Below are 26,509 nucleotides of genomic sequence, written 5' to 3'. Positions count from 1 at the left end.
TCAACGCAATCCAGACAGCAACAGCTCAGCATTGCTCTTGCTTCGCTCGATGTTTTTGAGGAGGAATTCAACTGCCTCATAGGCAGGAACGCTGGCGAGCTGCTTGCGGATCACGGAGATCCGCTTGAACTCATCGGGGTGATACAACAACTCATCGCGACGGGTGCCTGACTTGAGCACATGGATCGCCGGGAAAATGCGGCGCTCGGCGATCTCGCGGTCGAGATTCACCTCCATGTTGCCCGTCCCCTTGAACTCCTCAAAGATCACTTCGTCCATCCGGCTCTCTGTTTCGACGAGGGCCGTCGCCACAATTGTAAGGCTGCCGCCTTCTTCGACCTTTCTAGCCGCGCCGAAGAACTTCTTGGGCTTCATCAATGCCTTGGCGTCAATCCCGCCAGACATGGTGCGGCCCTTGCCGCCCTGCAGGGCATTGTAACCTCTCGCCAGTCGGGTGATGCTATCCAACAAGATCACCACATCTTTACCGAGCTCCACCAGGCGCTTAGCACGTTCGAGCACCAGCTCTGCAACTTGGGAATGCCTCTTGGGACTTTCATCAAAAGTAGAACTGTAGATCTCCGTCTGCACGCTCTCTTCGAAATCTGTGACCTCCTCCGGCCGCTCATCCAATAAAAGGATGATGAGGGTAACCTCAGGATGGTTCACAGTGATGGATCTGGCGATGTCCTTCAACAACATCGTCTTGCCTGAGCGGGGCGAAGCGCAGATCAAAGCCCGCTGACCTTTGCCAAGCGGAGCGATGATGTCCACCATGCGGGCACTCACCGCAGGATTCTTCGGAGTCTCCAGGATGATCCGCTGGGAAGGGAAGGTCGCCGTCAGCTTGTCAAAATCCACAGGCAGTTGCCATTCATCAACACTCCTGCCTTCGACCTCAAGAATCCGGTCCATGGCGAGATACTTCTCCTTCTCGCGCGGCACTTTGATGCTGGCTTTGATCTTCTGGCCGGGCCGGAGATTGAACTTCCGGATCACAAAAATAGGCACGAAGATGTCCTCTGGCAACGGGGCGAAATTGTACAAAGGATATCGGATGAGACCGAAGCTCTCCTGCTGCATCTCAAGGAAACCTTCCACCTCAGCCCGGGTGCCGTGTTGCATCATCCAACTCACCAACTCCACCACAAGCTGGTGCTTGGTACGGCTGCCGTTGACGCGCCATCCCAGCGTAGCAGCCAAGGCCTGTAGTGCCCCCAGGGTGCTGGATTGCAAGTCGTTGATCGTTACGACTTCTGGGAAAGGACCTGGCACCTTCTCCTCAACTGGTGCCCCGGTATGGTCAGGGGCAGGGCTCGCTCCAACAGGCGGAGGAGTTGTCGTTTCGGGTGCGCTGGCTTCAGCGATCACCGTCTCATTCACGAGCGCTCCCTCTGGAGCGTCCGCAGGGACAGAGACCGGGTTTTCTTCACTATGCATCTGGCTATACGATTTGTTGCAAGAGTAGCTGGGCCTGAGAACGCAGGAGTTCAGTCGAACCCTCGTTCCAGACGACTTTGTCCGCGAGCTCCAGTTTGCGCCGAAGCGGCCACTGGATGTCGAGAATGCGTTGAGCGGTGTCAGCGTTCAGTCCACGTTCTCCCGTCATTCGGTCGTGCTGCACCCTGGCTTCAGAGGCGACGACGATGACCGCATCAGCAGGAAAGTCTGAAGCAGCCTCGTAGAACAAAGGCACTTCCGCAATCAAAAGTTGTGCCTTTCCGGCTTCCCGGGTCTGCTGAACCAAATCAGAAAGCTTTTTAAATACCTGAGGATGAAGGAAATCCTCAAGTTTCCGTCGCACTGTGGGATCGTTGAACGCCAGATCCCGCAACGCCCCCCGCGACACCAGACCGTCTTCCCCGACGACGGATGGGTCCAGCACCCCTGCCAGCACAGCTGCCAACTCTGGCGTCTGGTAGATCTGATGCACCGCCTCATCGCTCGAAAACAGCACCACCTGAGACGACAGCTCGGCAAGCAAACGACAGAACGTTGATTTCCCGGAAGCGGCACCACCCGTTACGATCCAGATTTTCATTCTACAAAATAGCAAGGGCGGACTGGTTTCCCAGCCCGCCCTGCAAAGATATTGCGGTCTAACTGACCCTTACCCGATTAAGGGTTGATGGCCGGCACCAGTCCTGGACCACCATCCATGCTCACGGGAGGCGGAGCCGTGGGAGCGACAGGAGTAGGGGCAGGTTTGCGGATCGGTTCGCCCGAAGGATCAATCAGCTTGGCCGTCACGAAGATCATGAGGTTACGCTTGAAGTGATCTTCAGCCTTGCTCTGGAACAAACGACCGAGGATCGGGATGTCACCAAGAATTGGCACCTTGTCTTCCACATCTTGAACGTCTTCGCGGATCAAACCACCCATGGCGACGGTCTGGCCGTCCCACACCGTCACAGCCGTCGTGACTTTGCGGGTGGAGAAGACCGGCTGCTCAATACGGTTTTCCGTCAGCGTCACCGTGGTAGGATTGCCAAGGGCGTCAGTAGAAGCCGTGTTGATCGGGCTGCCGTAGTTGATGAAACCTTCGAACTCGGTCACTTCAGGAGCGAGGTTGAGGTCGATGGTGTAGCCATCGGGGCCGATCACGGGATCCACTTCCATACGGACACCGACGGGGCGCATTTCAAACGCGGTCGGGGTCGTAGGAGTGACGGGGAAAGCCGCAGTGGAGGAACCCAAGCCGACGCCTCCAGTGGTCGTTGTGGCACCGACGCTCTGCGGAATTTGCGGCGGATCGAACTCCGTCGGGTAGATGAATTCACGAATCACTTCCACCGTAGCACGCTGACCAGAACGGGTCGTCACGCTGGGGGCGCTCATGAGGTCCACACCCTTTTTCTGGCTAAGAGCGCGAATGACTACCTGGAACTGCGGGTCGGTGAAGACACCAGCGAGGGCGAACACACCAGGAGCAGCACTGGAAACCAAACTCTGGCCGGAGATCAGGCCGTCGATCGAGTCTGCCGCAATGGCAGAGGTACCTGAGCGGAGACCAGCGGTCACCGGGTTCTGTCCGATGGGGACGCCGCTCTGGCTGAACGGATAGTTCGAAGAGCTCACTGGGCCGTTTGAGGAATTGCCTGTCGTGCCACCGGAACCGAAGGCTCGGCCACCGATGTCGAAGCCGCCGATGAGCCAGTCAAAGCCCAGTTCGTCGGTGTTCTTCTGGCTGACTTCCACAAACTTCGTAGTGATGTAAATCTGCTGCGGAACCTGCTTGGTCAGACCTTCCACGAAAGCTTCAACCTGGTCGAGGTTTGGCTGAGTGTTGCGAACGATGAGCTGCGATGTGGCAGCGACAAACACAGCGGAGGAACCATCAGGGAACTGAATGCCCTGAGCCTTGAGAATCTCCAAGGCCGTTGCCTTGCGATTGAGCGCCGGAGCGGCACCACCACCTGCCGCGAAGGGATCAGCTGGGGCAGCTGCGGCACCACCACCAGCACCTTCCTGGCCCAGGCTCAGGAACGACGGGGGCACTTTGTAGTTTCTGGTGTACTGCTCGGTACCCACGTCCGAGAGCGGCACCACCACCACGGCAAAGGGCTCGATCTTGTACTTCATCCCGGCCAGTTCCGTAATGTAGCGGAGGGCTTCCACCATGGGCACATCCTTGAGGTCAAGGCTGATCTGTGCTGTGGAAGGGGTCGAACCGGCCTTCAGAATCAGGTTCACACCCTTCCGGCTCGGATCACGCTCAACCGTGTCAAAGTCACGGCTCTTGATGCGCATGAATTCGATGGCCTCATCAATGCTCGCACCCTGGAACTGCACCGCAGGGAAAATGATGCGCTGCATCTTTTCCGTGTAATAGCGGGAACCGTCAGCACCACCGACGAAGGGATCTACAGCGGACTGCGTGAGCACGACAGGCACTTGGTCTTCCCAGCCTGCGTTCACCGCATTCAGCATCTTGGCGCGCTGGTGATCCCGTGCGGTGTCAAAGTACTCCGAGCGCTTCTGCTCAGCGCGCTCCATACCACGACGGGCAGCGCCGTTGTACTTGTCGATGCGGAGAGCGTCTTGAAACGTGCGAATCGCCGCGTCGTAGTCGCCGATGTTGTAGTAGCTGTAGCCCATCTGTAGATGGCGCTCCACTTCCCCCACGTTTTTCACGTGCTCGGGCGTCAGAGCCGGCTCATAGCGGACCGGATCGTCCAGCTCTACCAGCAACTTCTTGGCTTTCACATGATCAGGGTTGCGGGCCAAAGCGTCGTTGAGAAGAGCCTTGGCTTCAGCATAACGGCCATTCTTGGCCCGTTCGCGAGCGAGTTCGACAGCGGCATCGCAATACCGGGCGGTCGCAGCATCCCGCAAGGACGCCGTCATGGGCGCATCAGGCAGCAAGTCCAGAGCAGCTTTGTATTCGTTGAGCGCGCCCTCGTAGTCGCCTTCTGCGAACAGCTTGTCCCCGCGCTCCATGGCCGCTTGCGCCTCTTGGACCCGGGCCTCACGACGGGCCAGCTCACGCTGGGCAATGCCAGACGCGGAGCCACTGGGGCCACCTTGGCTGCCGGCAAATCCCGCGCCGGAGCAAAGTGCAAGGGTCATACATACATACGCGGTTTGCTTCATAGGCTGTGATCGGTTGATGCGTGTCATTAGGGAGTGTTGAGAGCCGTATAATTGTGTTCGGCGGAGTTTATTCAAATCGGGCGTTCGTTGGCGAGTTCAATTTTTAAAAAATCGTTGAAAGAGAACCCCTGTTGCATCAGCCCTTTTTGACCACCAACTCGCCATCGGGGGTGCCATCGGCTTTGAGGGGTGATATCACAGCGCTGTCTTCCAAGATGTCTATGACTTTGTAGGTGGTGCTTTCGTGTCCGGGAATCCGGAACGTGCCCCCCTTCTTCACAGGTGGGATGTCGGCAACCACTTTGAGCCGGAACTGGAACTTCACTTCGTAGTCCGCCAGATTCTGTTCCTTGCCCATCACCAGCACAAGGGTGTTGCCACGTACGATGTCTTCCACGGTCAGTTCTGACACGTCGCGCTCACCCACGGTCGGGTCAGGAATTGCCTTCCGCTCGAACTTTACAGCCTTGAAACGGCTTCCATCTTTGCCAAAGCTGCGCGCCTTCATGTCAGGCTGACCGCTCGCATCCATGGCGTTCGGGTCAACAAACCAGTTCTTGCGCTTGTCGTCCGGGGTCGCCACCTGGTGAGGAGTCGAGGGGGAACGAAGCGTGATCCGGTAGTCATTGGAGATCCGCTGCACCATGAACAGTTTGTCAGTGATGGGCGGATGGGACTGGGCATCCTTGGGGTTGGTGGACGCCGGCTTGGCAGAGAATTCCTCCAGATTGGAGAACCCATCGTTGTCGGGATCCAGATCCCCGACGTTCGGCGAGAGGAATTCCAGTTCATTGTTCCGGAGGAACGAGTTCGACATCGGCGGACGAAGCTGAGGGTCATCCAGGAAGAGGTCGTAGGGCTGCTCATCTTTCAGAACCAGCAGCACCGACTTGTTCAGCGGCACTGGCTTGTTGGCCCGGACCACTGCCACCCAAGGCTTTGGATCGGTGATGGCGCGAGTAATCGCGTCTTCTACACTCTTGATAGGGGCTGTCCCCAGTTCCGCACCTTTTTTGGGCGTGGACGTTTCAACAGAGGAAGAGAATCCGAGGCTCATAAAAATGAGCCAGGCGCTCAATCCCACGGCAACCAAGGCCGAGAGGATCAGGATGACGCGTTCGTAGTTGCTTTTTCCCTTTTGCATGATGGCGGAAAATTGGCAGATGATTCAGTAGCAGCCGGATAGCTCCGATCAATTGGTGACAGCGGCGGTTGCAGCAGGAGTGGCGACTTCCTCCACCTCTGCGGCCGGACGGAAGCGGACATAGTCAACTTCCAGATACAGCTTCAGTTTCTCCTCACCCATGATGGTGATGGCATCTTTGGGTGCGGCCTTGGGGGGCACGATCACCTGAGTTCCAGCAGGAGCACCACTCGGAGCGGCGGCTGGAGCATTTGAGGTCTCAGGCGAAACTGCATCCCGAGAAATGCGAATCTCTGATTTCAGTGGACCGTCGAGCTTTTCATTCTCCACCCGCAACTGGCGAACCACCAGGAAATGGGGCAGCTTGCTGGGATTGGCCAAAGTGTTCATCAGATTCTGGAAGGGCCCCTGGTCCGTGGTCAGCATGAGCTTGATCGGATAGCGGTCCAGCACAGGTTCCGCGGCGGCGGCAGCAGTGATGATGGTCTTGTTCTTCCCCTTGGAGTTGGGCTTTGCCTTGGTAGCTCTCGGTGCAATCACAGGGGCGGCCACGGCAGCTTTCTCATTGGGCAGCTTGGTGCGCTCCAGCAAATCCACGGACTTCACTCCCGACTGGATCAGGGCAGTGACAAGCTTTTCCATCACATCCAGATGGACGTTAAGATCTGCTGCCACTTCCGGGGTCCGGGGAAGAGAACCGGTGTACTCATCGAATCCTAGCGCGAAGTCCGCCGGCAGAAGCACCTGCGACCCTTCTGCCAGACGTTTCACGGTGTTGGCGCGGTCTTTAAGCTTGGCCTGGAACTCCGTTTCAGAGATGGGCTTCACCGGTTGTTGGACCTTTGGATCCAGCAGAGTCGCGCGCAGCAAGTTCACCTTGTCCGCATACTCAGACACCATCTTCTCCTTCGCGGCCACATTGGTGGTATCCGGGTAAAGTTTGGCCGACTTGAGGCGTTTGACGTTCTCGCTGGTGGTCTTCCACTTTTCAACGGATTCGTTGTAGGCCGTATAGGACATGAAGAGCAGTGCCGCCAAGGCTACAGCCCCGGCTATCATCACGCCCAAAATGGCCGCCAGTGATTTGTTTTCTTTGATCCAATTCATTTACTTGTCGAATTTCATTCCTTTTACGAGAGGCAGGCGAAACTTGAAGGTGTAGGCGTAACGGTCCTCTTCTAGACCGGCCTCAACCTCGGGCTTCTCTTCCGCGGGTGGAGCTGAAAACAGGTCAGTGGCGGTTTTCAGGTCGTTGTAGTACTTGTAAACCACCTCTTGACCACTGTCGTTCTTCCGGTAGAGCCCCTGAAGGCGCAGCTGGTACTGGGGCTCAGCACCTGGCAGAGTGGCGGTCGCATTGGAAGCGAGTGTCGCGGGCGGAGGCGTCGCAGCAGCGGCGGTAGCGCCACCGAGTGAGGGTGTCATCGCTCCACCGTTTTTCAGCACTTCAATCTGGGTCAACCAGATGAAGTCATTCTCGAACTTGCTGTTCAGCACGTTGAGCAGGTGGGTCCAATAGCTACGGTCGTTCACCGCTTGTTCAAGCTGGCCACTCTGTCCCTGAAGAAGGTTGAGCTGCTTGTCGTAGTCCTTGATCAGCTTGTCGTCCCTGTCCAGTTCGGCGTATTCCGCATCGGCAGAAGTGAGACGGCTGTCCACAGCCTGCTTGGCACGGTTGAAGTAAAACACCCCAACCCCAAGCGCAGCGAACAGACACGCGGTCGCCATGAGGAGGAACGGGGCTCGACGGGCGGAATCGAGGGCGCTGGATACCGAATCCGGCAAAAGCTCCACTTCCACGGGGCAGGCCCCAGCTTGACGCAGCCCCAATCCCACCAGTTCTGCCATCCCTGCGGCATTGTCCTCAGCCAGCGCCCGGTTCACCCGGGAGTCCAGCTGCACGCCCCGCAGTGGATTAAAGATCTCAACCGGGAGATTAAACTTCTCATGGAAGAACTCCACGGCCAATGCCGCTTGCGCACCGCCACCACAGAGGAAGAAGCGTCGGGGTGGTGAACCGCCCTGCTGACCACGGTAATAATTGATGGTACGCACGATTTCGCCATGAAGCCGGGTCATCGTGTTGCGCATGATTTTCGCCATCGCATCCACCACCTCATCCTCGTTGGGCTCATAGGCACCACCGGGAGCAACGTAGCCGCGGGAACGTTTCTGCTCCTCGGCTTCACTGAAGTTCATTCCTAGTTCTTTGCCAATATTCCCGGTCAAAGTGCTGCCGCCGACCAGGATATTGCGGGTGAAAACGCGAGAACCTTCGACAAACACCAGGTTGGTGGAGCGAGCGCCCAGATCGATGATCAAGGCAGACTCTTCAACATCTGGATAGGCATAGCGGAAGGCGTTGAAGGCAGCGAGCGGAGCGAGATCCACTCCCGCCACCTTGATGCCTACAGATTCCACCTGGTCATTCACGTCATTCAGCGCATCGGCCTTGATGGCCACCAACGCCACTTCACGCTCAGAGCCCCCTTCATCACCGATGAATTCGTAGTCCCAGATGACTTCGTTGATAGGGAAAGGCACGTTCTGACGGGCCTCAAACTCAACGATCTGATCCGCCTTTTCCGTGTCGAACGGAGGAAGCTTTACAAACCGTGTGAAAACGGAATGCCCAGGAATAGCATACCAGACCGTTTTGCCCTTCAATTTGAGTTTGTCAGCAAGTTCCAGGATGGCGACTCTCAGTTGTGGAAGGCGGGTGGCCTCGACACTGGGATCACCATGCATTTCTGCGAAATCGAAGGCCTTGAGAACCAAGTCACCGTTTCGCGCCTTGCTAAAAACTGCGCCTCCGACGCGTTGAGAGCCCAGATTGAGAACTGCAAAACTGCTATCCGCCATTGCTTTGTATTTAGACCGGGTTGAGCCGCTTGAGATTGCCCGGCACCCTGTTTGGTCCGGGACAATCGATCACTGCACCTTGTGAAAAAAGATTACTGCTTGCTTTCGAGGTCGTAGTCACCCCAAAGAACAGAGAAAGGAGTCTTCGCCTTGGGGAGCAGAACGCCGTCAGTCACAGCAAAGTTCTGTGCCGAGGTTTCCCAGAACTTGCCCCCCTGGGAGGAATAGCCACCCACGAGCTGGCCATTGTGGTTGATTTCCACGCCCCAAGCCTTGGCGTCAGCGGTGGAAAACTCCGACTTGTCAAGGAGGCGGCTGAGTGCCTGCGGCGGGGCAAACATCATGCCATGGCTGACTTCCTTGGACATCACATTTAGGAAGGTGGTCGTCGCGGTCAGGAGGATGTATTTGCCAGCAGCGTCCGTCTTGTTGAGCGCCACGTAGAACTTTACTTCCAAGCTCTCAATGAAGGGGTTGCGATCGCCCGGCAAGTTCGCCTTCTTGGCCTCAAACGCCAGATCCACCTCCAGCCAGTTCTTAGGCCGCCACCGCTTGTCTGTCACATTGCTGGCAGAAATCTGGGGAGACTGTTGCTGCTGCACCTTCATGTCCTTCACGTCCACCTTCACCGTGGGCGCATCCTGCGCCTGTGCGCCAGTCACCTGAAGTGCCAAAATGGCAGAGAGAGCCAGAAGTCCGGAAAGTAGTCTCATGAAGGATCGGGAAGGTTTGAAATGAGTCCACGGAATCACCCTCCACATGCCAGTTAACCGCTGGTCAGGGAGGGCTGATTAATCGCAGATTTACTCATTTCTAGCAGGTTCCCGCTGAGGACATCAAGCGTTGAGTGCAAGAAAGTCCTTAAAATAGGCGACGGTATTTACGATGCCTTCTTCGAAGCTCACTTTGGGCTCCCAACCAAGGATTTTCCGGGCAAGCGTGATATCAGGCTGGCGGACTTTCGGGTCATCAACGGGCAGCGGACGGAAATCGATTTTTGAATCGCTGCCGGTGATGCGAAGGATCTTTTCCGCGAACTCAATCACGGTCATTTCGGCAGGATTACCGATGTTGACGGGTTCGTGGTAGTCGCTCTGCGAAAGGCGGAAGATGCCATCGATCAGATCGCTGACATAACAGAAGCTGCGGGTCTGGGAGCCGTCTCCGAAAACCGTCAGCGGCTGCCCCTGGAGCGCCTGGCCAATGAAGGCTGGGACCACGCGACCATCTTCCAGACGCATCCGCGGGCCATAGGTGTTGAAGATGCGGACGATCTTGGTGTCCAGACCGTGAGCACGATGGTAGCCCATTGTCATGGCCTCGGCGAAACGCTTGGCCTCGTCATACACACCGCGAGGGCCGACCGGGTTGACGTTCCCCCAGTAGGTTTCCTTTTGGGGATGCACCAGCGGATCGCCGTAGGTCTCCGAAGTCGAGGCCAGGAGGCAGGTCGCCTGCTTCGCTTTAGCCAGCCCCAAGGCATTGTGCGTGCCCAATGAGCCCACCTTGAGCGTCTGAATGGGGAGTTGCAGGTAATCGATCGGGCTGGCCGGGGATGCGAAATGGAAAATCAGATTCACCGGGCCCGGCAGATCGATGAACTTCGTCACATCATGCTGGATAAAGTCAAAATCAGGATTGCTGCCCAGGTGAGCGATATTTCGCAAGTTCCCCGTCAGGAGGTTGTCCAATCCCACCACCTTGTAGCCTTCGGCAAGGAGACGATCCGAAAGGTGGGAGCCCAAAAAGCCTGCGGCTCCGGTGACGACGGCGGTTTTCTTAATGCTCATAGAAAGGTCTGGCTACGCAGAAATTGGGCGCGAGTAAGGGGACAAATCCCCCCGGTTGCAAGTGATATGTGGGCAAAACACATGGTGCCCGCCCTTTGGGGCCTGCTCTGCCTCCAATTCGGTCGGACAAACCCTGTCCATGAGGCCCCCCCCGACACTCCCCCCCCGCCTCAATGAGCGCCAGATCCACGGAGAACAGCCGGTATAGTCTTGAACATAATCTTCAAGTCCAGCCACAACGACCAGTTGTCGATGTACTTCAGGTCAAGATCCACCCAGTCCTCAAAGCTGGTGATCCGATTCCTGCCCATCACCTGCCACAGGCAGGTGAGCCCGGGCTTCACACTCAACCGACGGCGCTGGGCATGCTTCTCGATCTTTTCGATCTCATATACCGGCAAGGGCCTGGGGCCGACGAGGCTCATCTCCCCTCTTAATATGTTGATGAGCTGAGGCAGTTCATCAATGCTCAGCCGGCGCAGCCAGCGGCCAAATGGAAACACGCGAGGATCATCTTTGAGTTTGAAAACCGGTCCGGACATCTCGTTCTGCCTGGCCAGCTCTTCTTGAGCGGCTTCAGCATTGGACATCATGGTGCGAAACTTCATCATACGGAAAGGCTGGCCGTGCCTCCCCGCGCGGTCCTGCAGGAAAAAGATTGGGCCACGTGAAGAAAGCCTGATGCCTGCCATGGCGATCAACCACAGGGGGGAAGTGGCCACCAGGAGCAGCAAAGCGCAGACCCGATCGATCACGTCCTTCATGAAGAGCGACCAGGAGATCTTCGGTGTGGTGTGGAAAACGAGCATCAGCTTGCCGCCGAGGATGTCGAATGTCGGGCGGGCGATCGTTGTTTGAAGGAAGTCGGCACTGAGCCATGCCTCCACCCCCTCCGTCTCGCAGGCCTGCACCGCCTCCTCAAGCTTGCTGAAATACACATGATCCACGCTGAAGATCACGCGTGACACTGACTTGGTGTGCAGCAATTCCACCAGCTTCGACACGGGCTCCAGGGCCACTTCATAGGACCCCACCACCTCCAGTTCAGCCCGCTGGTCATCGGTCAGGCTCTTCAAAATCCCGTCCACCTGGGCCGGAGAACCAGCCAAAAGCACCCGCTCCTTGTCCGCATGTCCGGTAGCCAGCTTCTTTCGCAAAGTGCGGCGCACCATCGCCTCGCGGATGAGCAAAGCCGCCACCCCCAGCAAGGCTCCCAGCGCCATGACCGCACGACTGCGCACCTCCCACTTCAGGAAGATTTCGCAAAAACCCACCATGACCCCGATGCGAATCCCCGCCCCTAACAGCTGCTTGAGGCTTGTGCCGAGCGATTTGTTGAGGACGTTGTCATAAAAACCTCGTGACTCCAAAATGAGCGGGAAAAAAGGGGCGATAACCGCCATCAGCCAGAAAAACTCCGAGAACGGCGGAATCTTGTCCAAGGTCGGCCAGATCTGGAGTGCCACAGTACCCCGCAGCCAGTGCCCCAGCCAGAGACAGAAGGCCAGCAGGATGCAGTCCAGAACTTCATGGAGCTGAAGATTGATTTCCTGACGGCGACCAAGCATAGGTTTAAGACGACATTTTTGTCCGAATTCTATTTTATAGCAATTTAAATAATTTCCATAATGGCGCAACTGGCCTCCAGTAAGAACCTGTTCACCAACTCCCGCCCACTCGTTGTGGGGGCAGTCAGCTCTGCCAGTACGCTGGAAGGGATTTCGCAGATCAGTCTCATTTCTGAGGAGTGTGATGTATTGGAACTCCGTTTGGATTCCATACGGCTACCGCTGGAAGAACTTCACAGTCACGCAACCCACCTTACACTGCCCCTTCTCATTACGGCGAGACATCCATTTGAGGGGGGGGAGCAAGAACTGAGTGCGAATGCAAGATGTGCGCTCCTCGAGTCTCATTTGGATGTGGCGACATTGATGGATGTGGAGCTCCGCAGTGCCATGGATTTCCAGCCCCTCATTCGCAAGGCACAGTCCAAGGGAGTGGGCGTCATTGGTTCCTTCCACGATTTCCAGTCCACGCCGATGGATGAGGTGTTGCGTGGCGCGGTCGATGTAGCGCTGCAATTTCGGTTCGATGCCGTAAAGATCGCCACCATGCTTCAAAGTCCGGCAGACTTGGGACGGCTGGTCACCCTGGCAGCCACGGAGAAGCGCCTGCCCATCAGCATCATGGGCATGGGGCCCCTGGGGCGGACATCGCGGCTTGTGCTTGCGAAATGTGGTAGCGTGCTCAATTACGGTTATCTGGGCAGTCCGAATGCCCCCGGTCAGTGGCCTGCCCGGAGATTGAAAGAACTGTTGCAGGAACTCTAAAATTCCCCTTTCTGTCATTGATGCCCCGCACAGCCTCCGCGAGCCAGCCCCCCTATTCCTCTGCCCATCCGCATGCCGCAGGTGCGCAAAACAGTTCCTGGACGGCCTGGCGGGCAGCCCGGCTCACCGCCCTCCTGCTGGCGCTTTCCCTGCCAGCCTGTAATGATGCCGGACATCTGGACACTGCCGTTGATGCGCTCAAATCCCGGGAAAAACAGCTCCAGGCCCGCGAGGAAGCCAGCCTCGCCCATGATCGGGCCCTGGCAGACAAGGAACGCCAGTTAGCCGACACCGCCGCAGATCTGGCGAAGCAGCGTGAGGAAATTCATCAACTCCGGCTGAGCCTGGATGCTGAGATCTCAAAAGCCCGGCAACAGCAAGAGGCCGCGTTGCGCAAGGAACGCCGGGGCCCCGCTCCCAAGGTGCAGGCGGAACGCGTCATCGTCGTGGACGCAGGCACTGGCGAGGTGCTTTTTGAAAAGAACGCTGATCGCAAAGCCCCAGTGGCCAGCACCCAAAAGCTGCTCACCGCTCTGCTGCTGACGGAAGACGGAAACCTGGACCAGATCCTCACTGTGGAGCCTGATGACACCAAGTGCGCGCCCGTCCGCCTCGGCATCAAGGCGGGTGAACAGTATCCGCGCCGTCAGTTGCTGACTGCCCTCTTAGTGAAAAGCTCCAATGATATTGCACAAGCCCTGGCGCGGGATAACGCGGGCACCATGGACGAGTTCGTCAAAAAGATGAACGCCCGTGCTGCCGAGCTGGGAATGAAAGACACCCGCTTCCTCAATCCCCACGGCTTGCCCGCAGATGGGCAATACTCCACTGCAAGAGACATGGCCCGAGTGGCCCTGACCGTAGATGCCGTGCCAGACATCCGGCGAATGATCAGCACCAAATCCTTTGTCTTCAAAAAGAACGATGGAAGCTGGATCAACCTGGAAAATACCAACCGGGTCTTGCGAAACTACGCCTTCTGCGATGGCATGAAGACGGGCTACGCGCAGGCCGCCGGTTATTGCCTCATCTCCAGTGGAGAGAAGGACAACCACCGACGCATCGTCGTCGTGCTTTCTGATACCTCCCAAGCCGTCTGGAAGGACTCCCAGTCCCTCCTTGAGTGGTCGCTCAAGGGGTAGCCCTTTTGATTTTAGAATCCAAAGCTGAGTCCGATGGCAAAGTAGGCCCCGCCATCCACGTCGGACTCAAAGAGCAGCCGACCGCTGTCCTCTTCCTCCAGGCGCAGTTCCCTGCCAAACGCCCAGCCTCCCCCCACATAGGCCCAGCCGTCGTCCGCGATCTTGCGCTCGATGCGTGCACCGGCCCGCCATGCTTTACGCTCCAGGCTGGACTGCTTGCCATTGGCTGCCTCAACACTCCAACCGCCGCCATCGGGATACCCTTCAAGAGCAAAGCGCCAGGTATCATTGGGTGCATAGGATAGCCGGGCACGAGGCGGCAGCAGGGACATGGTCCAGCGCTCTGAGATCTTCCACATGAAACCGAGGCCAGGGTAGATTTGGGCATCGCCAAAGTCCTGGGAATAGTAGCCCCCCGCCAGCAGGGTGAAGGAATCAGAAAACTTGTACCCCACGGCCGCCAACAGAGAAAAGATGACGTCCTCGCTGTTCACCTCCGTGAAATCTGTGGCGAGCCCCACCCCACCGAATGCAAAAGCTCGCCAAGGCGAGCCCTCCGGCAGATAAACCAGAGCAGGACCAATATCCATACGATGGAAGGCACTCTCTGCCAGCATATCATTGGAGAGATCCAGCGACGTGAACTCATAGCTGGCCCGAATGCCCCAAATGTACTCTCCCGCCCGGTGAGCATAGAGCGGTGACCCCAGCCGAATCTGGAAAAACTCCACTTCGCCGCCTTTTTCGACATCAGCCGAGGGTTCGTACCAGGTGTCGAACCTCGCCATACGCGCCCCATCTGGATTCAGTTCCAGAGATTGGGCACGGAGACCACCCGCCAGTGCGAGTCCGAGAACGGTAAATAAGGAGGCGACAAACTTCATAAGGGAAGGGAGGACAGGATTGATGCAGCTATTCAAAAACAAAGAGCCCGGAATCAACTTCCGGGCCCCCAAAGTTCAAAGCAAAGTTGAGTGAACTCCTTCACTCAACCGCGCAAGTGGGTTACTTGATCTCCCAGCAACCACCTTCCACCGTGCTACGGGCGAAAAGATGGTTGTAGGCGAGAACCGGGTAGCTCCACACTTTGCCTTCGACAATGGATTCACGTTTCAATTCGCTGTACTTGGTCGGGTCGGCCTTAATAAAAACGACTTCTCCCTTGTCGCTGAGGGCGATCACCGTGTCCCCGCTCAGAATCACCTGCCCGGGGCCAAATCCCGCCTCGCTCCAGACATCCTTGCCAGTGCGAATATCCACGCATGCCACAGGACCATTGCCATATTCCTTGAAGCTGAACATGCCATAGAGATAGCCATCCTTCACCACCGGCGTACTCCAGTGGTTAAAGCACTCATTCTCACGCCGCCAAAGAGGGGCGGCCTCCAGTCCGGAGCCTGACTTGGAGATCTTGAAGGCACCCGCACCCACACCATAGCCAGCGGAGCAGTACACCACGTCTTCATACACCACCGGCGATGCGGCCGTGCTCACTTTGAAAGGAAAGTCACCACGCCAGAGGACCGTGCCCTTCTGGGGATCCACTGCCACGAGACCTTTCTGCGTGAAGAAGATGCACTGGTGCACGCCCAGGATATTGGTGATTACCGGAGTGGCGTGAGTCATGCGATCGTCCTCGCCCTTCCACACAATATCGCCAGTTTTCTTGTTCAGGCCCAGGAAGGCCTGCCCAGGACCACCGCCGCACATCAGCAGGATTTCGCCGTCAATTACAGGGGAAGCCGCGTTCTGCCACTTGATCTGAACCCCCGAGTTGTCCTTCATTACGTCACGCTTCCAGACTTCCTTGCCAGTGGTGGCGTCAAAAGCGTACACGCCCAGGTTGGCATCGATGACATACACCTTCCCGTCATTCACGATGGGCGTGGAGCGCGGGCCATCGCCACCCTTGTTGCTGGGAGTGCCGGAGTCACCGCCGCCGTCATATTTGACGATGGTCAGTGGCTGGGCCCAGAGTTCCTTGCCGGACTTGACGTCGAGAGCCAACAACACCTCGCTGTTGTTGCCTTCCACATCACGGGTGATGATGGTGTAGGCCTTCGCCCCTGCCACAGCAAAGGAACCGAACCCTTTGGGCGTCTCCACCTTCCAGCGCTTGTTGAGCTTGACCTTGCTGGCATCCGCCACTGGCAACACGGGAGCAGTGCCATCTGTCTTGGGGCCCCGGAAGCTGGGCCATTCCGCAGGACCGGAACTCGCCGCTGCCGAGGTGGCGCGGGCCGGCAGCAGAGGCGGCGCAGCTTGGGAAACGACTGCTGAAACGGCCAGGCCGCCAAGCACCACGGGGGCAATAAATCGGGTCATCATACAGGTTAACAACGGAAGATGAGCATGAAGGCATAGCTGGAAACTTCTCCAACTGCCCGAGCAGGGAGAGCAAAACGCATTTGCCCCGCTTTGTCTATCTCAGAGAAAAGGGGTTCTCGCCCAGTAACGAAGTCATGGGCAATTGTGGCAAGACTGTCACACTTCCTGCCGGGCCCACGCCCCTGCTGCCGTTGATTCCACTAACCGGAATAGTCTCGACGAATCAGGCGTCTTCGAACGTCTTGGCGCGAGGCTCACGCTCAATGGTGTCAGCATCGCTCGGAGCCGTGACGAAGGGCCCCCCCTCCAACGGTGCGATGCCGGTGAAGGCAATCTCCGGCATTTCACTGGGCTTGCCAGCCAGGGGGAACTCCTTGCGGAGCGGGTAGAAGGGGTACCCCTCCCACATCAGAATGCGGCGCAGGTCCGGATGGCCGTCGAAACGGATGCCCATCATGTCAAACACCTCGCGCTCATGCCATTCCGCGGTCGCCCACAGATCGCTCACCGTGGGAGCTTCCTGCTCCTCGGTCAGCAGGGACTTCACCCGCAGATGATGGTGATGGGACAGGCTGTAAAGCTCATACACCATCTCAAAACGGGGATCCGTCTCGAAATGGTCCACGCTGGAGACATCGATCAGATAGTCGAAACCCATCTCATCCCGGCAGTACCGCAGGAAGGGCTTGAGCGACTCCAAGGTGACCGTGAGGGAGGTTTCTCCACGAAACTCGGTGTTTCCGGTGACTTGGGAGCCAAACTTCTCCACAAGGGCTTTGACGATCTGGGACACATCCATGGCAGGAAGGCGGCGGGGAAAGGCGGAGACGGCTTAGGAGAGCTGTTCGACGAGCTCCTTTTTCTGATCCAGAAGCGAATGCTCCTTCTCGATCTTCTGCTGGAGGCGGAAGAATCCTTCCAGAAGCGCCTCGGGCCGGGGCGGGCAACCGGAAATATAGACATCCACCGGGATCAGGCGGTCGATCCCCTGGAGTACCGCATAGCTGCGATACATGCCGCCGCTGCTGGCGCAGGCACCCATGGCGATGCACCACTTGGGCTCCGGCATCTGGTCCCAGATGCGCTTCACGGCGAGGGCCATCTTGTAAGTAACGGTCCCAGCGACCACCATCACATCGCTCTGGCGAGGGGAGAAGCGGAACACCTCCGCCCCGAAGCGGGAGATGTCATACCGGGAGGAAGCGGTCGCCATGAGCTCAATAGCGCAGCAGGCGAGACCCATGGGCATGGGCCAGAGGGAGTTCTTCCGCATCCAGTTGATCGCGGCATCAAGCCGGGTGATGACCACATTGCTCTCGATCTTGGAGTCGTAGGCAAAGGGAGTGGTGCTGGTGGCTTCAGTCATGGCAAGGCCGGGTGGAACAATGGCCAACCTAAACGCCCGGTTCAACCGGGCAACCGCTTTGTGAAAATTTTCACAAGCACGCGCCTCGCCTTTCCGGCATCCACTCCCCGTTGTCATTCATCCCAATCATGAATTCTTTGCCCCAGACTCCCCCCTTGCATCCCCCGGCATTCCCCTTATTCTACCACCCCTCTAAATCATCATGAACCAACTTGACCAACTGAAGAAACACACCGTGGTCGTGGCCGACACGGGCGACTTTGAGGCGATGCGCGCCTATCAGCCCCAGGATGCCACCACGAATCCTTCCTTGATCCTCGCAGCCTCCCAGAAGGCCGAGTACAAGCCTCTGGTGGACAAGGCGGTCACCGATCACAAAGGATCGACCCTGAGCGGCGGTGCCCTCGTGGAGTCCGTCATTGACAGCATCCTCGTGAACTTCGGCCAGGAAATTCTGAAGATCGTGCCGGGTCGCGTCTCCACTGAAGTGGACGCCCGCCTTTCCTTCGACACCCAGGGCACGATCGACAAGGCCCGCCACATCATTGACCTTTATGAGAAGTCCGGTGCCTCTCGTGAGCGCATCCTGATCAAAATCGCCTCCACCTGGGAGGGCATCAAGGCCGCCGAAGTGCTTCAGAAGGAAGGCATCAACTGCAACCTGACGCTCCTTTTCAGCCTCGCCCAGGCCGTTGCCTGCGCTGAAGGCGGAATCAAGCTGATCTCCCCCTTCGTAGGCCGCATCCTCGACTGGCACAAAAAGAGCACCGGCAAGGACTACGGCCCAACGGAAGATCCGGGCGTGGTGTCCGTGACCCAGATCTACAACTACTACAAGCACTTCGACTACAAGACCGAAGTGATGGGGGCCAGCTTCCGCAACAAGGGTGAAATCACCGAACTGTGCGGCTGCGACCTTCTCACCATCAGTCCCTCGCTGCTGGGTGAACTGCAGGCCGCCAGCGAGCCCATCTCACCGAAGCTGAACACCGAGCACGCCAAGTCCCTTTCCATTGAGCGCCTGAACCTCGATGAAAAGAGCTTCCGCTGGCTCTTCAACGAAGATGCAATGGCCACGGAGAAGACCTCCGAGGGCATCCGCAAGTTCGCTGAGGACATCGTGAAGCTTGAGAAGCTGGTGCAGGCTGCCCTGTAAGGCCCACTCATGCCCCTCCCTTGATTTGGTATGAGCAAGGCCGCGTCCTCACCCGGACGCGGCCTTGTTTTTTCATCACTGTGGGGAAGATCACAACAGGCGCGGCATGCGATGAAGGACAAGCCGTGCACAATCCCATTGCCATCGTCACTTAAACAGTCACAATGGACGTCCTTCACGCCTCCGCTCCCAATGTCTGATTCACAAGAGACAACGCCGCCGCTCGATCTTTCCAGTCTTCGCCTCGCGCCCAGCTGGGTGGCGGACTTCGGCAAATCCAAGCCCTCTACCGGCGCCGACTTCCCCGAGGAAGACACCCGCCAACGTCGTGACTTCAAAGACCGTGGACGCGACGGAGGTCGTGGCGGCATGAGCCGCGGCGGCTTCGGCGATCGCCGCGGCCCTGGTGGTCCTGGTGCCAGTGGCGGAGACAGACGCTCATTTGACAAGCCACGCAGTGGCCCAGGTGGCGATCGTCGGGATGACCGTCGTGGTGGCGGCTTCCGCGGAGATCGTGATCGCGGGGGCAGGCAGCATGGTCAAGATGACCGTGGTGGACGTCCCAGCTTTGACCAAGCCCCGCGTCCTGTGCCCGGCCTGACCGTGGGAGTGGAGCCAGAAGCACGCGCCACGGAAGCCATGGCCGCCATGATCCGCACCGCTGGCAAGGCCTACAGCGTCTTCGACGCAGCCCGCCTCGTCCTCGCCAATGGCGAACGTTTCCATGTGAAGTTCAGCCTCGCAGCAGACGCCCCCGGCAAACTGTACACCGTCCCTCAGGATGGCTCGCTCTGGCTGAGCCGCGAAGATGCGCTGGCTCACTTCCTCCACAGTGAAGCGCTCAAGGAATTCTACGTCTCAGAGCAGATTGAGCTGGAGGAGCCCAAGGGCAACTTCGCCAGCGTGGCGGTTTGCGGCATGAGTGGTGAGCCTCTGGGCCCGCCCAGCCACCACAGCTACCAGACGAATCTCCACCGCCTGCATCGCGAGCGGTTCAATCATCTCCCCTTCGAGGAGTACAAGCGCCGGGTTCGTACCGACAACACGCCCGAGGCGGTCGCGAAGTGGAAGGAATCACAGAAGCACGGCACCCAGTGGGTGTGGCAGAAGGGCGAGGTCGCAGAGGGAGCGGAGCCGCTGCGGTTCAAGTCCCGCGCCGACATGGAGACGCACTTCCGCAAAGCGCATGCTGACACCCTGGTGGGCGAAGTGAGCGAAGCGACAGTGTCCGGCAACATTCCCAAGCGCCTGCTGGCCCCCGCACTCTACAATCACCTGCGCCGCGCAGTGGACGAAGCCCGGAAGCATCTCCTGGCAACGGCCCAGCAGCTTTGCAGCGGCTTTGAGCACCATGGCCTGAAGCTCTTCAAACGCCGCGGCGGCAAGCTCTGGGTGAGCCGCGTGCGCCCCCGCTCCCTGGATTCCAGCGTAGTGCTTTCCGATCGCATCGCCAAACTGGTGGAACTGATCAAGACCAAGCCCGGCGTCTCCACCAAAGAGCTGCTTGATCTCGTGGCCCCAGCCGAAGCCACCGCTCCTGTATTGGAGACTGCGGCAGAAGCTCCTGCAGGGGAGGAAACTCAGGCCGTCGAATCCGCCAGCGAGGCCGCCCCCGCTGAAGAAGGCACTGTTGAAGTGGTGACCGACACGACCGAAGCCACGGCTGAGGCTCCTGCTGCCGTCGCAGCCGCTGCCCCAGTTGAAGAGCCTGCTCACCAGCCCTCTCCTGAACATGTGCAGTTGCTAAAAGACCTTCACTGGCTCAACAGCGAAGGTTACGTGATCGAGTACGCTGACGGCGTGGTCTTCCCCGGTGTGACGGAACCCCCGCCTGCCAAGCCCAAGCCCGTCAAAGCTCAACCCGCCCAAGCTGCGGCTTCCACCGAAGCCCCAGTTGAGGAATCCGCGCCTGTTGAAGAAGAGGTGACCGAGTCAGCCGCAGAAGTCGAAGCACCTGCTGAAGTTCCTGAAGAGGTGTCCGATGCAGTGGAGGCTGAACCTGCGCCTCACGTGGATGTGGGTGCCTTGGAAGGCACCTCCGATCCCGTGGTGGAAGCAGCGGCCGAAGTGGCCTCCGCGGAGAACATCGAAGAGGTACCCGCCGAAGTTTCCACCCCTCAAGAAGAGACTCAGGAAGCCCCCAGTGCCCCTTCTGAGGAGGCAACAGACAAGGCCAGCGCCTGAGATCCACTCTGATTTGTTTGTCAGACTCACCCACGTCAGGGCCATTGCCTGGACGTGGGTGTTTTATTTTACCGGGTGACGAAATCGCCACGCCGTGTGGTTTGCAGCTGGAATGACCGCAGTGCCATATTTGGCCATACTCCAATCCTCCTGCCCATCCCATGCGCAAGAAAAAGGTTCTCTTCGTCTGCACCCACAACAGCGCCCGCAGCCAGATGGCAGAGGCATGGCTCAACTATCTCTGCGGTGACTTTGCCGTGGCGGAGAGCGCCGGCATCGAAGCCGGAGACCTGAACCCACTGGCGGTCAAAGCGATGCAGGAAGTGGGTGTCGATATCTCACACCAGCATTCCAAGCACGTGCTGGACCTCTTCAGTTCCGGACATCGGTATGACGTGGTCGTCACAGTCTGCGATGATGAGACTGCGGAGAAGTGCCCTCTTTTCCCCGGCCTGCTCACCCGGTTGCACTGGAGCTTCCATGACCCGTCTCTTTTCACCGGCACAGACGAGGAGAAGCTCGCTGAGGTGCGCAAGGTACGAGACCAGATCAAAGCTGCGGTCGAGGTCTGGAAAGCCCAGGAACTGGCCGAGATGCTGGAACACGGCAGCCCTGAGCCCGCGAACTCATAAGACGGGGCTGATTCAAATCCCGAGCTTCCGTTCCAGCGCCGCCTCCATGGCCCGCTCCACAAGGAGCACGGCCAGGGTCTGCGTGGCATCATCCAGAGCCTGATTGGCCGCCTTCAGAGCCCGCGCATCGTGAGGCTCCACGCCCAGCAGGCGTCTTACCTCCGCATTGCACTCGCGGATCTTTACGGTTTCCGCCGGTTCAAGCAGCCCTTCACACTGGATCAGCGCCTCGTCCACCGCAGCAGTTAGCTCCTCGCTCTTGAGACGGGCTTCAGTCCAGATGCGCTCGTTCATGTCCTCAAAGGCGAAGTCCACGCTCTCTGCGATCATCTGCTCCACTCGCGCGTCTTCCACATCCACGGCCGAGTTCTGGATCTCCAGCACCGTGTCCACCTGCGTGACGGTGTCGCGGGCCAGCACCTGAAGGATGCCGTTGGCGTCGATGGCAAACTGCACCCCCACCCGGGCACTGCCCTTGGGCCCGGCCGGGAACGGCACCGCCACCCGCCCGAGTTCCCAGTTGTCCTTGGCCAGCTCCCGTTCCCCCTGCAGCACGCGGATGAGCATCTCTGACTGGTTGGCCACCGCATTGGTGAACATCTCCCCGGCCTTGCAGGGAAGGGTCGAGTTGCGCGGAATGATCACATTCATGAGACCCCCGAAGGTTTCGATGCCCAGGGAGAGCGGCGTCACATCCAGCAGCACCACCTGACGCAGCGAGCCTGCCAGAATGCCGGCCTGGATGACGGCCCCCATCGCAATGGCCTCATCAGGGTTCTGGGAAACATCCGGCTCCCGCTGGAAGATGGATCGCACGGTCTCGCGCACCAGCGGCATGCGGGTGCTCCCTCCCACGAGGATCACGTCATGCAGATCGGTCACCTCGCACCGGGCATCTGCCAAGGCTCTCAGGCAATGTTTGCGCGTGCGCTCCATCAGGGGCTGCGTCAGCCCCTCGAGGTCGCTGCGGGACACAGTGACCTGCACACTTTGTTGTTCGAGGAAAAACGGCAGCAGCACCTCTGTCGCAGAGACGGAGGAGAGATGCTTTTTGGCCTCCTCCGCAGCGGCGATCAACCGCATGCGCTGAAGGGACTGAAGGTCTTCGTAGGCCATCGCTGGATCAAGCCCGCAATTGTCCCAGATCCACTCGGCCAAGGAGCGATCAATGTCATCACCGCCCAACTGCGTATCCCCTGCTGTGGAGAGCACCTGGAACACACCGTCCCGCATCTCCAGCACAGAGACGTCAAAGGTGCCTCCGCCCAGGTCATACACGGCGATGCGCCGATGCTCCTCCAGCTTGTCCAGCCCATAGGCCAGCGCCGCCGCGGTGGGCTCTGCCAAGATACGCTCTACTGTGAGCCCGGCCTGCTCTCCCGCCAGCTTGGTGGCATTGCGCTGGGCATCATTGAAGAATGCGGGCACTGTGATGACCGCCCGCGTGACCGGTACTTCCAGGGCACGTTCCGCCACCGCTTTGAGGTGCCTGAGGATGTCTGCACTCACCTGCACGGCTGTTTTGCCCAGGCCAGCGAGATCATAGGGCGGTTGCCAGGCCGACTCCCCTGCCCGACGCCCCATGAGGCGCTTCACTGAGGTGACCGTGTGCTGCACATCCACCGCCCGCTGACGCACGGCCGCACTGCCCACCACCCCCTCCCCCTCTGGCCCATAATGAACCGCAGACGGAGTCATCCGGGAGCCCTCACCATCCGCCAGGAGGATGGGAAACCCGCTGTCCACCACCCCCACAAGGGAATTGGTGGTGCCGAGATCGATGCCGAGGATGTAGTCTGAGGCCATAGCACGGGCACGGTAGCGCGGGGCGCAGTCGCATCCAGCACCAATGCACTGAATGCCTCTACATCATCAGTTGCAGCAGCCGTTCGCGGATCTGCGCCTGCCACTTGGTCAGGTAGGCCATTCGGGCCTGGAGGGCGGCGATTTCCTTCCACGTCTCCAGACTGGCGGGATCCGACTCCAGCCGGGTGTCCAGCTCAGGCAGCGCGGATTCCATCTCACTCAGACGGGAAGAGATGGCGATGCCCAGTTTCTCAAGCCGCTCGCGCTGTTGCATCTCCTCGTTGGCCAGGAGCGCCTTGGCCAGCGCACTCTGGGCGCGAACCTTCCGCTCCACGAACTTGGCGGAGACATCCAGCGTCTGGCCGATGCTGGAGAACAGGCTCATCATCCGCTCATCCAGCGGCACGGTGCGCCAGCTCCGGGCGGCCTCCGGGGCGGCGAACTCAAGAAGATGCTTCACCCGCTTGTCCGGGGCCTTCAGCACTTCATAAGCCGCGTTGACTTCTGAGGCTTCGCGGTCACTGCCCCCGTGATCCGGATGCGCCAGTCTGCTCCGGCTCAGATAAGCCTGTTGCAGAGTGCCCTCGTCCAGAGACAGACGGGCGGGAAGGGCGAGGATATCAAAAGCGTTGGTCACAGGTCAGCGGTTCCCTAATCGCGGCGCACCGCTCTGGCAAGGTCCGGCGCATTCGCACCAGCCATCATTTGTCAGCGGGGCTTCGCTGTCTAATCTGAAACAAACGCCCTCTTTCCATGCCCGATACCGAGTCAGAAAGCCTCTTCATTGTCTTCTTCAGTAAACAAAACGAAAAATGCTCCCGCTGCAGCCGCCCCATCATGCAGGGGGCCCTGCTATGCGTGTACCGGAATCAAAAACTGACTTGCACCGGTTGCGAGGGACTGGGAGACCACCTGCTGCTGCCCGCGGGGGATGTGGCACTGACCCGCCGGGCCACCAAACACTCCAACGTCGCGCATCCGGTCTATTCACCTGAAAAGCGGCGCAATCGGTATGAGCGACGCGGCACGCTCGTGGAAGCCTATGCTCTCCAGCTCGCTGAGGCGGAATGCGAGGCCGATGCGGCGGATCGTGAGGTGAAACGCGCCAAGGACGCCGTGCGACGGGAGAAGCTGGACCAGGAGTACATCGCGGTGTTTGCGATGCGCATCCGTCAGCTCTACCCCTCCTGCCCTGAGGGGTTGGAATCGGAGATCGCCATGCATGCGTGTGAGAAACACTCTGGCCGCGTGGGCCGGCGCGAAGCCGCCCGTGAAGAACTTGATGACGAGTCCCTGAAGCTCGCGGTTCGAGCCCATATCCGCCACACCGAGACGCCTTACGACAAACTCTTCGAGAGAGGCTACAAGAAGGAACAGGCGCGCGACGCAGTGATCGACATCGTGAACCGCGTGGAGCGCAAGTGGGCGGTGGAGTAGTTCAATAAAGTACAACCGCCCCCGTGCTGGCATTCAGCACAAGGGTGCGGTAGTTCGACGGCAGGGCATCTGGCGAGCGCTCCCAGTCGGTGGCGAGGGCGAGGGTGACGCACCACTTTGGAACAGAAGCGCCACGCGGCAGAGTCGTGCCTCCCTCGGGTTTGAAGGCAAACACGGGCGGGGTGGTGTCCACATCATCCACGGCGGAGGCGTTCACGAGGGGTGAGCGGGCCAGCAAGGTGGACCAGGCCTCCTGACCGAGCATGATGGTGGACTTCTCCAGCAGATTCACCTCACCGAACGGCCTCCACTTTCCAGTGGTGCGGTCCGGCACCATAAGCTGCCAGCCTTGGAAATAGCTCTTGCCGCCGCCGACCTCCTGCTCCCGGCGGAGGAAGCGGACGCCGACCATGCGGTTCTCCCGGGCCGCCAGTTGCGCGGCATAAGCGAGCTCATTCGTGAAGCGCGCTGACGATGATGTGAGCTGCTGCGCCGAGAGTGCTGAGCCGATGGAGAAGGAAGAGAGCGCCACCAACATTGCCACCATGGCGATGACGACCATCATCTCGATCAAGGTGAAGGCTTCGCCGCGCGAGGCCGCAGAGGAGGGATGTTCAGTTCTCACGGGATGACATCAGTTTGGCGGCGGGGATCTGCACCGCAGTAGAGAAGACACGGAAGCCGAGGTTGAGATTGACCAGTTCGGACTCCAGCTTCTTCACGTCGTTCTCATACTCCGCCGCCGTGATGAAGACCTTGGTATTGGCCAGTGTGCGCAACTGGGTGGCAAGCGCATCTGTGGCCGTACTGTCCAGCTTCGACCAGTCGCGCTCATCCAGGGCTACGAGCGTGAGCCGGATCATAGGTGGGAGTTGATGCCGGCTGCGCTCCGCCATGGTGGTGGTGTCTGGCCATTGATGCCGGCGGGTGTCATAGAGGTAGTTGGGAGCTGCCGAGGTGTCCGCCCCTGTGTCTTTGCCAGGCATGGGCCAAACAGGCTGGACAAAGATGGCAAGGATGTTCTCCGCCACCGGCTGGGAGTCGGCCGCCAGATCCGAGCGGAACCAGTCATAGAGGCCGTTTTGTGAGTTCTGCGCCTCCAACCACGGGATCTTTGTGGAGGTGGCATCACCATTGGGCGGAGTGACCAGGCGGTAAAGGGAGAGCTTCTCTGTCGGCTGGCGGAATTCCATCAGGCGAAACCGCTTGCGCTCGGGATGCGCCGGGGTGTCTCCCAGAAAGGCGGGACGGCGTGGCAGGTCACTATCATAGGTGACATACCAGCCCCAGGCATTAATCATGGACTCCAGCCCATAGGGCTCTGTGGAGGCAGGGTTGGGACTTCCGGGGTCGAGATTCTCCCCCAGCGGAGCCTGGAAGAAGACGGCGTGCCCTGCGGCTGGCACCGCACTGCCCAGCAGGGTCGTGACCGGACCGTTCACATAGTGCAGCTCGGACTGGCGCTGGTAGATCAGGGGATTGCCGTTTGCATCCAGTTTGTAGCCCCAGTACGAATTCAGCGTGGCCTGGGAAAGACGCGCGGCGATGGCTTCAAAGGCGGCCCGTGCCTCCCGGAACTCCTCAGTCCGGGCCTTGGCACGGCCCCAGGTGGCCTGGGTGTCTGACAACACCTGGGACAACACCATCATGAGCACCGAGAGCACTGCCACGGATACCAGGAGCTCGATCAAGGTGAATGCCGCCGTCTTGCGGAGTGGGCAGTGGCCGGACATAGG

At 59.0% G+C, this 26,509-nt stretch carries 23 protein-coding genes; 6 read left to right on the top strand and 17 right to left on the bottom strand.

Annotated features, from left to right (window positions below):
- The 9 genes from rho to VSP_RS05735 form a co-directional block, all read right to left on the bottom strand.
- Positions 1–1,440, bottom strand: a complete 1,440-nt coding sequence (gene rho, locus VSP_RS05775; protein WP_009959355.1) for a transcription termination factor Rho — start codon at positions 1,438–1,440, stop codon at positions 1–3.
- Between the two features lie 4 nt (positions 1,441–1,444).
- The gene (gene coaE / locus VSP_RS05770) at positions 1,445–2,041 is read right to left on the bottom strand and encodes a dephospho-CoA kinase (RefSeq protein WP_009959354.1); all 597 of its coding nucleotides are present in this window, start codon (positions 2,039–2,041) and stop codon (positions 1,445–1,447) included.
- Positions 2,042–2,118: 77 nt separating this feature from the next.
- Positions 2,119–4,569, bottom strand: a complete 2,451-nt coding sequence (locus VSP_RS05765) for an Amuc_1098 family type IV pilus outer membrane protein (RefSeq protein WP_009959352.1) — start codon at positions 4,567–4,569, stop codon at positions 2,119–2,121.
- Between the two features lie 160 nt (positions 4,570–4,729).
- A complete protein-coding gene (locus VSP_RS05760) occupies positions 4,730–5,737 on the bottom strand; it encodes an Amuc_1099 family pilus-like system protein (protein ID WP_009959351.1) in 1,008 nt (335 codons plus the stop codon).
- A gap of 48 nt (positions 5,738–5,785) precedes the next feature.
- Positions 5,786–6,844, bottom strand: coding sequence for an Amuc_1100 family pilus-like protein (locus tag VSP_RS05755; protein ID WP_009959349.1), 1,059 nt, complete (start codon positions 6,842–6,844; stop codon positions 5,786–5,788).
- Positions 6,845–8,599 carry an Amuc_1101 family PilM-like pilus complex protein gene (gene mul2B, locus VSP_RS05750; protein ID WP_009959347.1) on the bottom strand — a complete coding sequence of 585 codons (1,755 nt, stop codon included), beginning with the start codon at positions 8,597–8,599 and terminating at the stop codon, positions 6,845–6,847. It lies immediately after the preceding gene.
- Between the two features lie 92 nt (positions 8,600–8,691).
- Positions 8,692–9,312 (bottom strand): Amuc_1102 family pilus-like protein, encoded by a 621-nt coding sequence (locus tag VSP_RS05745; RefSeq protein ID WP_009959346.1) that lies wholly within the window; start codon positions 9,310–9,312, stop codon positions 8,692–8,694.
- Between the two features lie 123 nt (positions 9,313–9,435).
- A complete protein-coding gene (locus VSP_RS05740; RefSeq protein ID WP_009959345.1) occupies positions 9,436–10,389 on the bottom strand; it encodes a UDP-glucuronic acid decarboxylase family protein in 954 nt (317 codons plus the stop codon).
- Between the two features lie 170 nt (positions 10,390–10,559).
- The gene (locus VSP_RS05735) at positions 10,560–11,957 is read right to left on the bottom strand and encodes a sugar transferase (RefSeq protein WP_009959344.1); all 1,398 of its coding nucleotides are present in this window, start codon (positions 11,955–11,957) and stop codon (positions 10,560–10,562) included.
- A gap of 60 nt (positions 11,958–12,017) precedes the next feature.
- Here VSP_RS05735 and VSP_RS38950 point away from each other — a divergent pair, with 60 nt between their 5' ends.
- Both VSP_RS38950 and VSP_RS38945 read left to right on the top strand, forming a co-directional pair.
- Positions 12,018–12,722: a type I 3-dehydroquinate dehydratase gene (locus VSP_RS38950; protein ID WP_009959343.1), complete on the top strand. Its 705-nt coding sequence runs from the start codon at positions 12,018–12,020 to the stop codon at positions 12,720–12,722.
- A 20-nt stretch (positions 12,723–12,742) separates the two neighbouring features.
- On the top strand, positions 12,743–13,864 hold the full coding sequence (locus tag VSP_RS38945) for a serine hydrolase (protein ID WP_009959342.1): 1,122 nt from the start codon (positions 12,743–12,745) through the stop codon (positions 13,862–13,864).
- Positions 13,865–13,875: 11 nt separating this feature from the next.
- Here the strand turns inward: VSP_RS38945 and VSP_RS05720 are convergent, their stop codons facing one another.
- The 4 genes from VSP_RS05720 to nuoB all read right to left on the bottom strand — a co-directional run bounded on the left by VSP_RS05720 (position 13,876) and on the right by nuoB (position 17,558).
- Positions 13,876–14,748, bottom strand: a complete 873-nt coding sequence (locus VSP_RS05720; protein ID WP_009959340.1) for a DUF6268 family outer membrane beta-barrel protein — start codon at positions 14,746–14,748, stop codon at positions 13,876–13,878.
- A gap of 121 nt (positions 14,749–14,869) precedes the next feature.
- Entirely contained in the window at positions 14,870–16,192 is a 1,323-nt protein-coding gene (locus tag VSP_RS05715; protein ID WP_009959339.1) for an outer membrane protein assembly factor BamB family protein, read from the bottom strand.
- A 223-nt stretch (positions 16,193–16,415) separates the two neighbouring features.
- The gene (locus VSP_RS05710; protein ID WP_009959338.1) at positions 16,416–16,991 is read right to left on the bottom strand and encodes an NADH-quinone oxidoreductase subunit C; all 576 of its coding nucleotides are present in this window, start codon (positions 16,989–16,991) and stop codon (positions 16,416–16,418) included.
- 33 nt (positions 16,992–17,024) lie between these two features.
- Entirely contained in the window at positions 17,025–17,558 is a 534-nt protein-coding gene (gene nuoB, locus VSP_RS05705; RefSeq protein WP_009959337.1) for an NADH-quinone oxidoreductase subunit NuoB, read from the bottom strand.
- A gap of 202 nt (positions 17,559–17,760) precedes the next feature.
- Here nuoB and tal point away from each other — a divergent pair, with 202 nt between their 5' ends.
- The 3 genes from tal (at position 17,761) to VSP_RS05690 (ending at position 21,530) form a co-directional block, all read left to right on the top strand.
- Positions 17,761–18,714 (top strand): transaldolase, encoded by a 954-nt coding sequence (gene tal / locus VSP_RS05700; protein WP_009959336.1) that lies wholly within the window; start codon positions 17,761–17,763, stop codon positions 18,712–18,714.
- Positions 18,715–18,906: 192 nt separating this feature from the next.
- The gene (locus tag VSP_RS05695) at positions 18,907–20,898 is read left to right on the top strand and encodes a hypothetical protein (RefSeq protein ID WP_029190212.1); all 1,992 of its coding nucleotides are present in this window, start codon (positions 18,907–18,909) and stop codon (positions 20,896–20,898) included.
- 161 nt (positions 20,899–21,059) lie between these two features.
- Positions 21,060–21,530, top strand: coding sequence for an arsenate reductase ArsC (locus VSP_RS05690; protein ID WP_009959335.1), 471 nt, complete (start codon positions 21,060–21,062; stop codon positions 21,528–21,530).
- A 12-nt stretch (positions 21,531–21,542) separates the two neighbouring features.
- Here VSP_RS05690 and VSP_RS05685 read toward each other — a convergent pair whose 3' ends face one another.
- Entirely contained in the window at positions 21,543–23,336 is a 1,794-nt protein-coding gene (locus tag VSP_RS05685) for an Hsp70 family protein (protein ID WP_009959334.1), read from the bottom strand.
- 58 nt (positions 23,337–23,394) lie between these two features.
- Positions 23,395–23,973 carry a J domain-containing protein gene (locus tag VSP_RS05680; RefSeq protein ID WP_009959333.1) on the bottom strand — a complete coding sequence of 193 codons (579 nt, stop codon included), beginning with the start codon at positions 23,971–23,973 and terminating at the stop codon, positions 23,395–23,397.
- Positions 23,974–24,089: 116 nt separating this feature from the next.
- Between VSP_RS05680 and VSP_RS34045 the strand changes: the two genes are divergently transcribed.
- Positions 24,090–24,773: a DUF2293 domain-containing protein gene (locus tag VSP_RS34045; RefSeq protein WP_009959331.1), complete on the top strand. Its 684-nt coding sequence runs from the start codon at positions 24,090–24,092 to the stop codon at positions 24,771–24,773.
- Between the two features lies 1 nt (position 24,774).
- Here the strand turns inward: VSP_RS34045 and vccD are convergent, their stop codons facing one another.
- Positions 24,775–25,398 carry a Verru_Chthon cassette protein D gene (gene vccD, locus VSP_RS05670; protein WP_232289550.1) on the bottom strand — a complete coding sequence of 208 codons (624 nt, stop codon included), beginning with the start codon at positions 25,396–25,398 and terminating at the stop codon, positions 24,775–24,777.
- Positions 25,388–26,506, bottom strand: coding sequence for a Verru_Chthon cassette protein C (vccC, locus tag VSP_RS05665; protein WP_009959326.1), 1,119 nt, complete (start codon positions 26,504–26,506; stop codon positions 25,388–25,390). The genes vccD and vccC overlap by 11 nt, the downstream gene beginning before the upstream one ends.
- Positions 26,507–26,509 lie beyond the last annotated feature (3 nt).

Source organism: Verrucomicrobium spinosum DSM 4136 = JCM 18804 (assembly GCF_000172155.1).
GTDB classification, from domain to species: Bacteria; Verrucomicrobiota; Verrucomicrobiia; order Verrucomicrobiales; family Verrucomicrobiaceae; genus Verrucomicrobium; species Verrucomicrobium spinosum.
This window is presented reverse-complemented; position numbering and strand designations above follow the sequence as displayed.

Coding starts and splice junctions, on each gene's coding strand:
- rho (WP_009959355.1), bottom strand. CDS start 1,440: ATGCATAGTGAAGAAAACCCGGTCTCTGTCCCTGCGGACGCTCCAGAG.
- coaE (WP_009959354.1), bottom strand. CDS start 2,041: ATGAAAATCTGGATCGTAACGGGTGGTGCCGCTTCCGGGAAATCAACG.
- VSP_RS05765 (WP_009959352.1), bottom strand. CDS start 4,569: ATGACCCTTGCACTTTGCTCCGGCGCGGGATTTGCCGGCAGCCAAGGT.
- VSP_RS05760 (WP_009959351.1), bottom strand. CDS start 5,737: ATGCAAAAGGGAAAAAGCAACTACGAACGCGTCATCCTGATCCTCTCG.
- VSP_RS05755 (WP_009959349.1), bottom strand. CDS start 6,844: ATGAATTGGATCAAAGAAAACAAATCACTGGCGGCCATTTTGGGCGTG.
- mul2B (WP_009959347.1), bottom strand. CDS start 8,599: ATGGCGGATAGCAGTTTTGCAGTTCTCAATCTGGGCTCTCAACGCGTC.
- VSP_RS05745 (WP_009959346.1), bottom strand. CDS start 9,312: ATGAGACTACTTTCCGGACTTCTGGCTCTCTCTGCCATTTTGGCACTT.
- VSP_RS05740 (WP_009959345.1), bottom strand. CDS start 10,389: ATGAGCATTAAGAAAACCGCCGTCGTCACCGGAGCCGCAGGCTTTTTG.
- VSP_RS05735 (WP_009959344.1), bottom strand. CDS start 11,957: ATGCTTGGTCGCCGTCAGGAAATCAATCTTCAGCTCCATGAAGTTCTG.
- VSP_RS38950 (WP_009959343.1), top strand. CDS start 12,018: ATGGCGCAACTGGCCTCCAGTAAGAACCTGTTCACCAACTCCCGCCCA.
- VSP_RS38945 (WP_009959342.1), top strand. CDS start 12,743: ATGCCCCGCACAGCCTCCGCGAGCCAGCCCCCCTATTCCTCTGCCCAT.
- VSP_RS05720 (WP_009959340.1), bottom strand. CDS start 14,748: ATGAAGTTTGTCGCCTCCTTATTTACCGTTCTCGGACTCGCACTGGCG.
- VSP_RS05715 (WP_009959339.1), bottom strand. CDS start 16,192: ATGATGACCCGATTTATTGCCCCCGTGGTGCTTGGCGGCCTGGCCGTT.
- VSP_RS05710 (WP_009959338.1), bottom strand. CDS start 16,991: ATGGATGTGTCCCAGATCGTCAAAGCCCTTGTGGAGAAGTTTGGCTCC.
- nuoB (WP_009959337.1), bottom strand. CDS start 17,558: ATGACTGAAGCCACCAGCACCACTCCCTTTGCCTACGACTCCAAGATC.
- tal (WP_009959336.1), top strand. CDS start 17,761: ATGAACCAACTTGACCAACTGAAGAAACACACCGTGGTCGTGGCCGAC.
- VSP_RS05695 (WP_029190212.1), top strand. CDS start 18,907: ATGTCTGATTCACAAGAGACAACGCCGCCGCTCGATCTTTCCAGTCTT.
- VSP_RS05690 (WP_009959335.1), top strand. CDS start 21,060: ATGCGCAAGAAAAAGGTTCTCTTCGTCTGCACCCACAACAGCGCCCGC.
- VSP_RS05685 (WP_009959334.1), bottom strand. CDS start 23,336: ATGGCCTCAGACTACATCCTCGGCATCGATCTCGGCACCACCAATTCC.
- VSP_RS34045 (WP_009959331.1), top strand. CDS start 24,090: ATGCCCGATACCGAGTCAGAAAGCCTCTTCATTGTCTTCTTCAGTAAA.
- vccC (WP_009959326.1), bottom strand. CDS start 26,506: ATGTCCGGCCACTGCCCACTCCGCAAGACGGCGGCATTCACCTTGATC.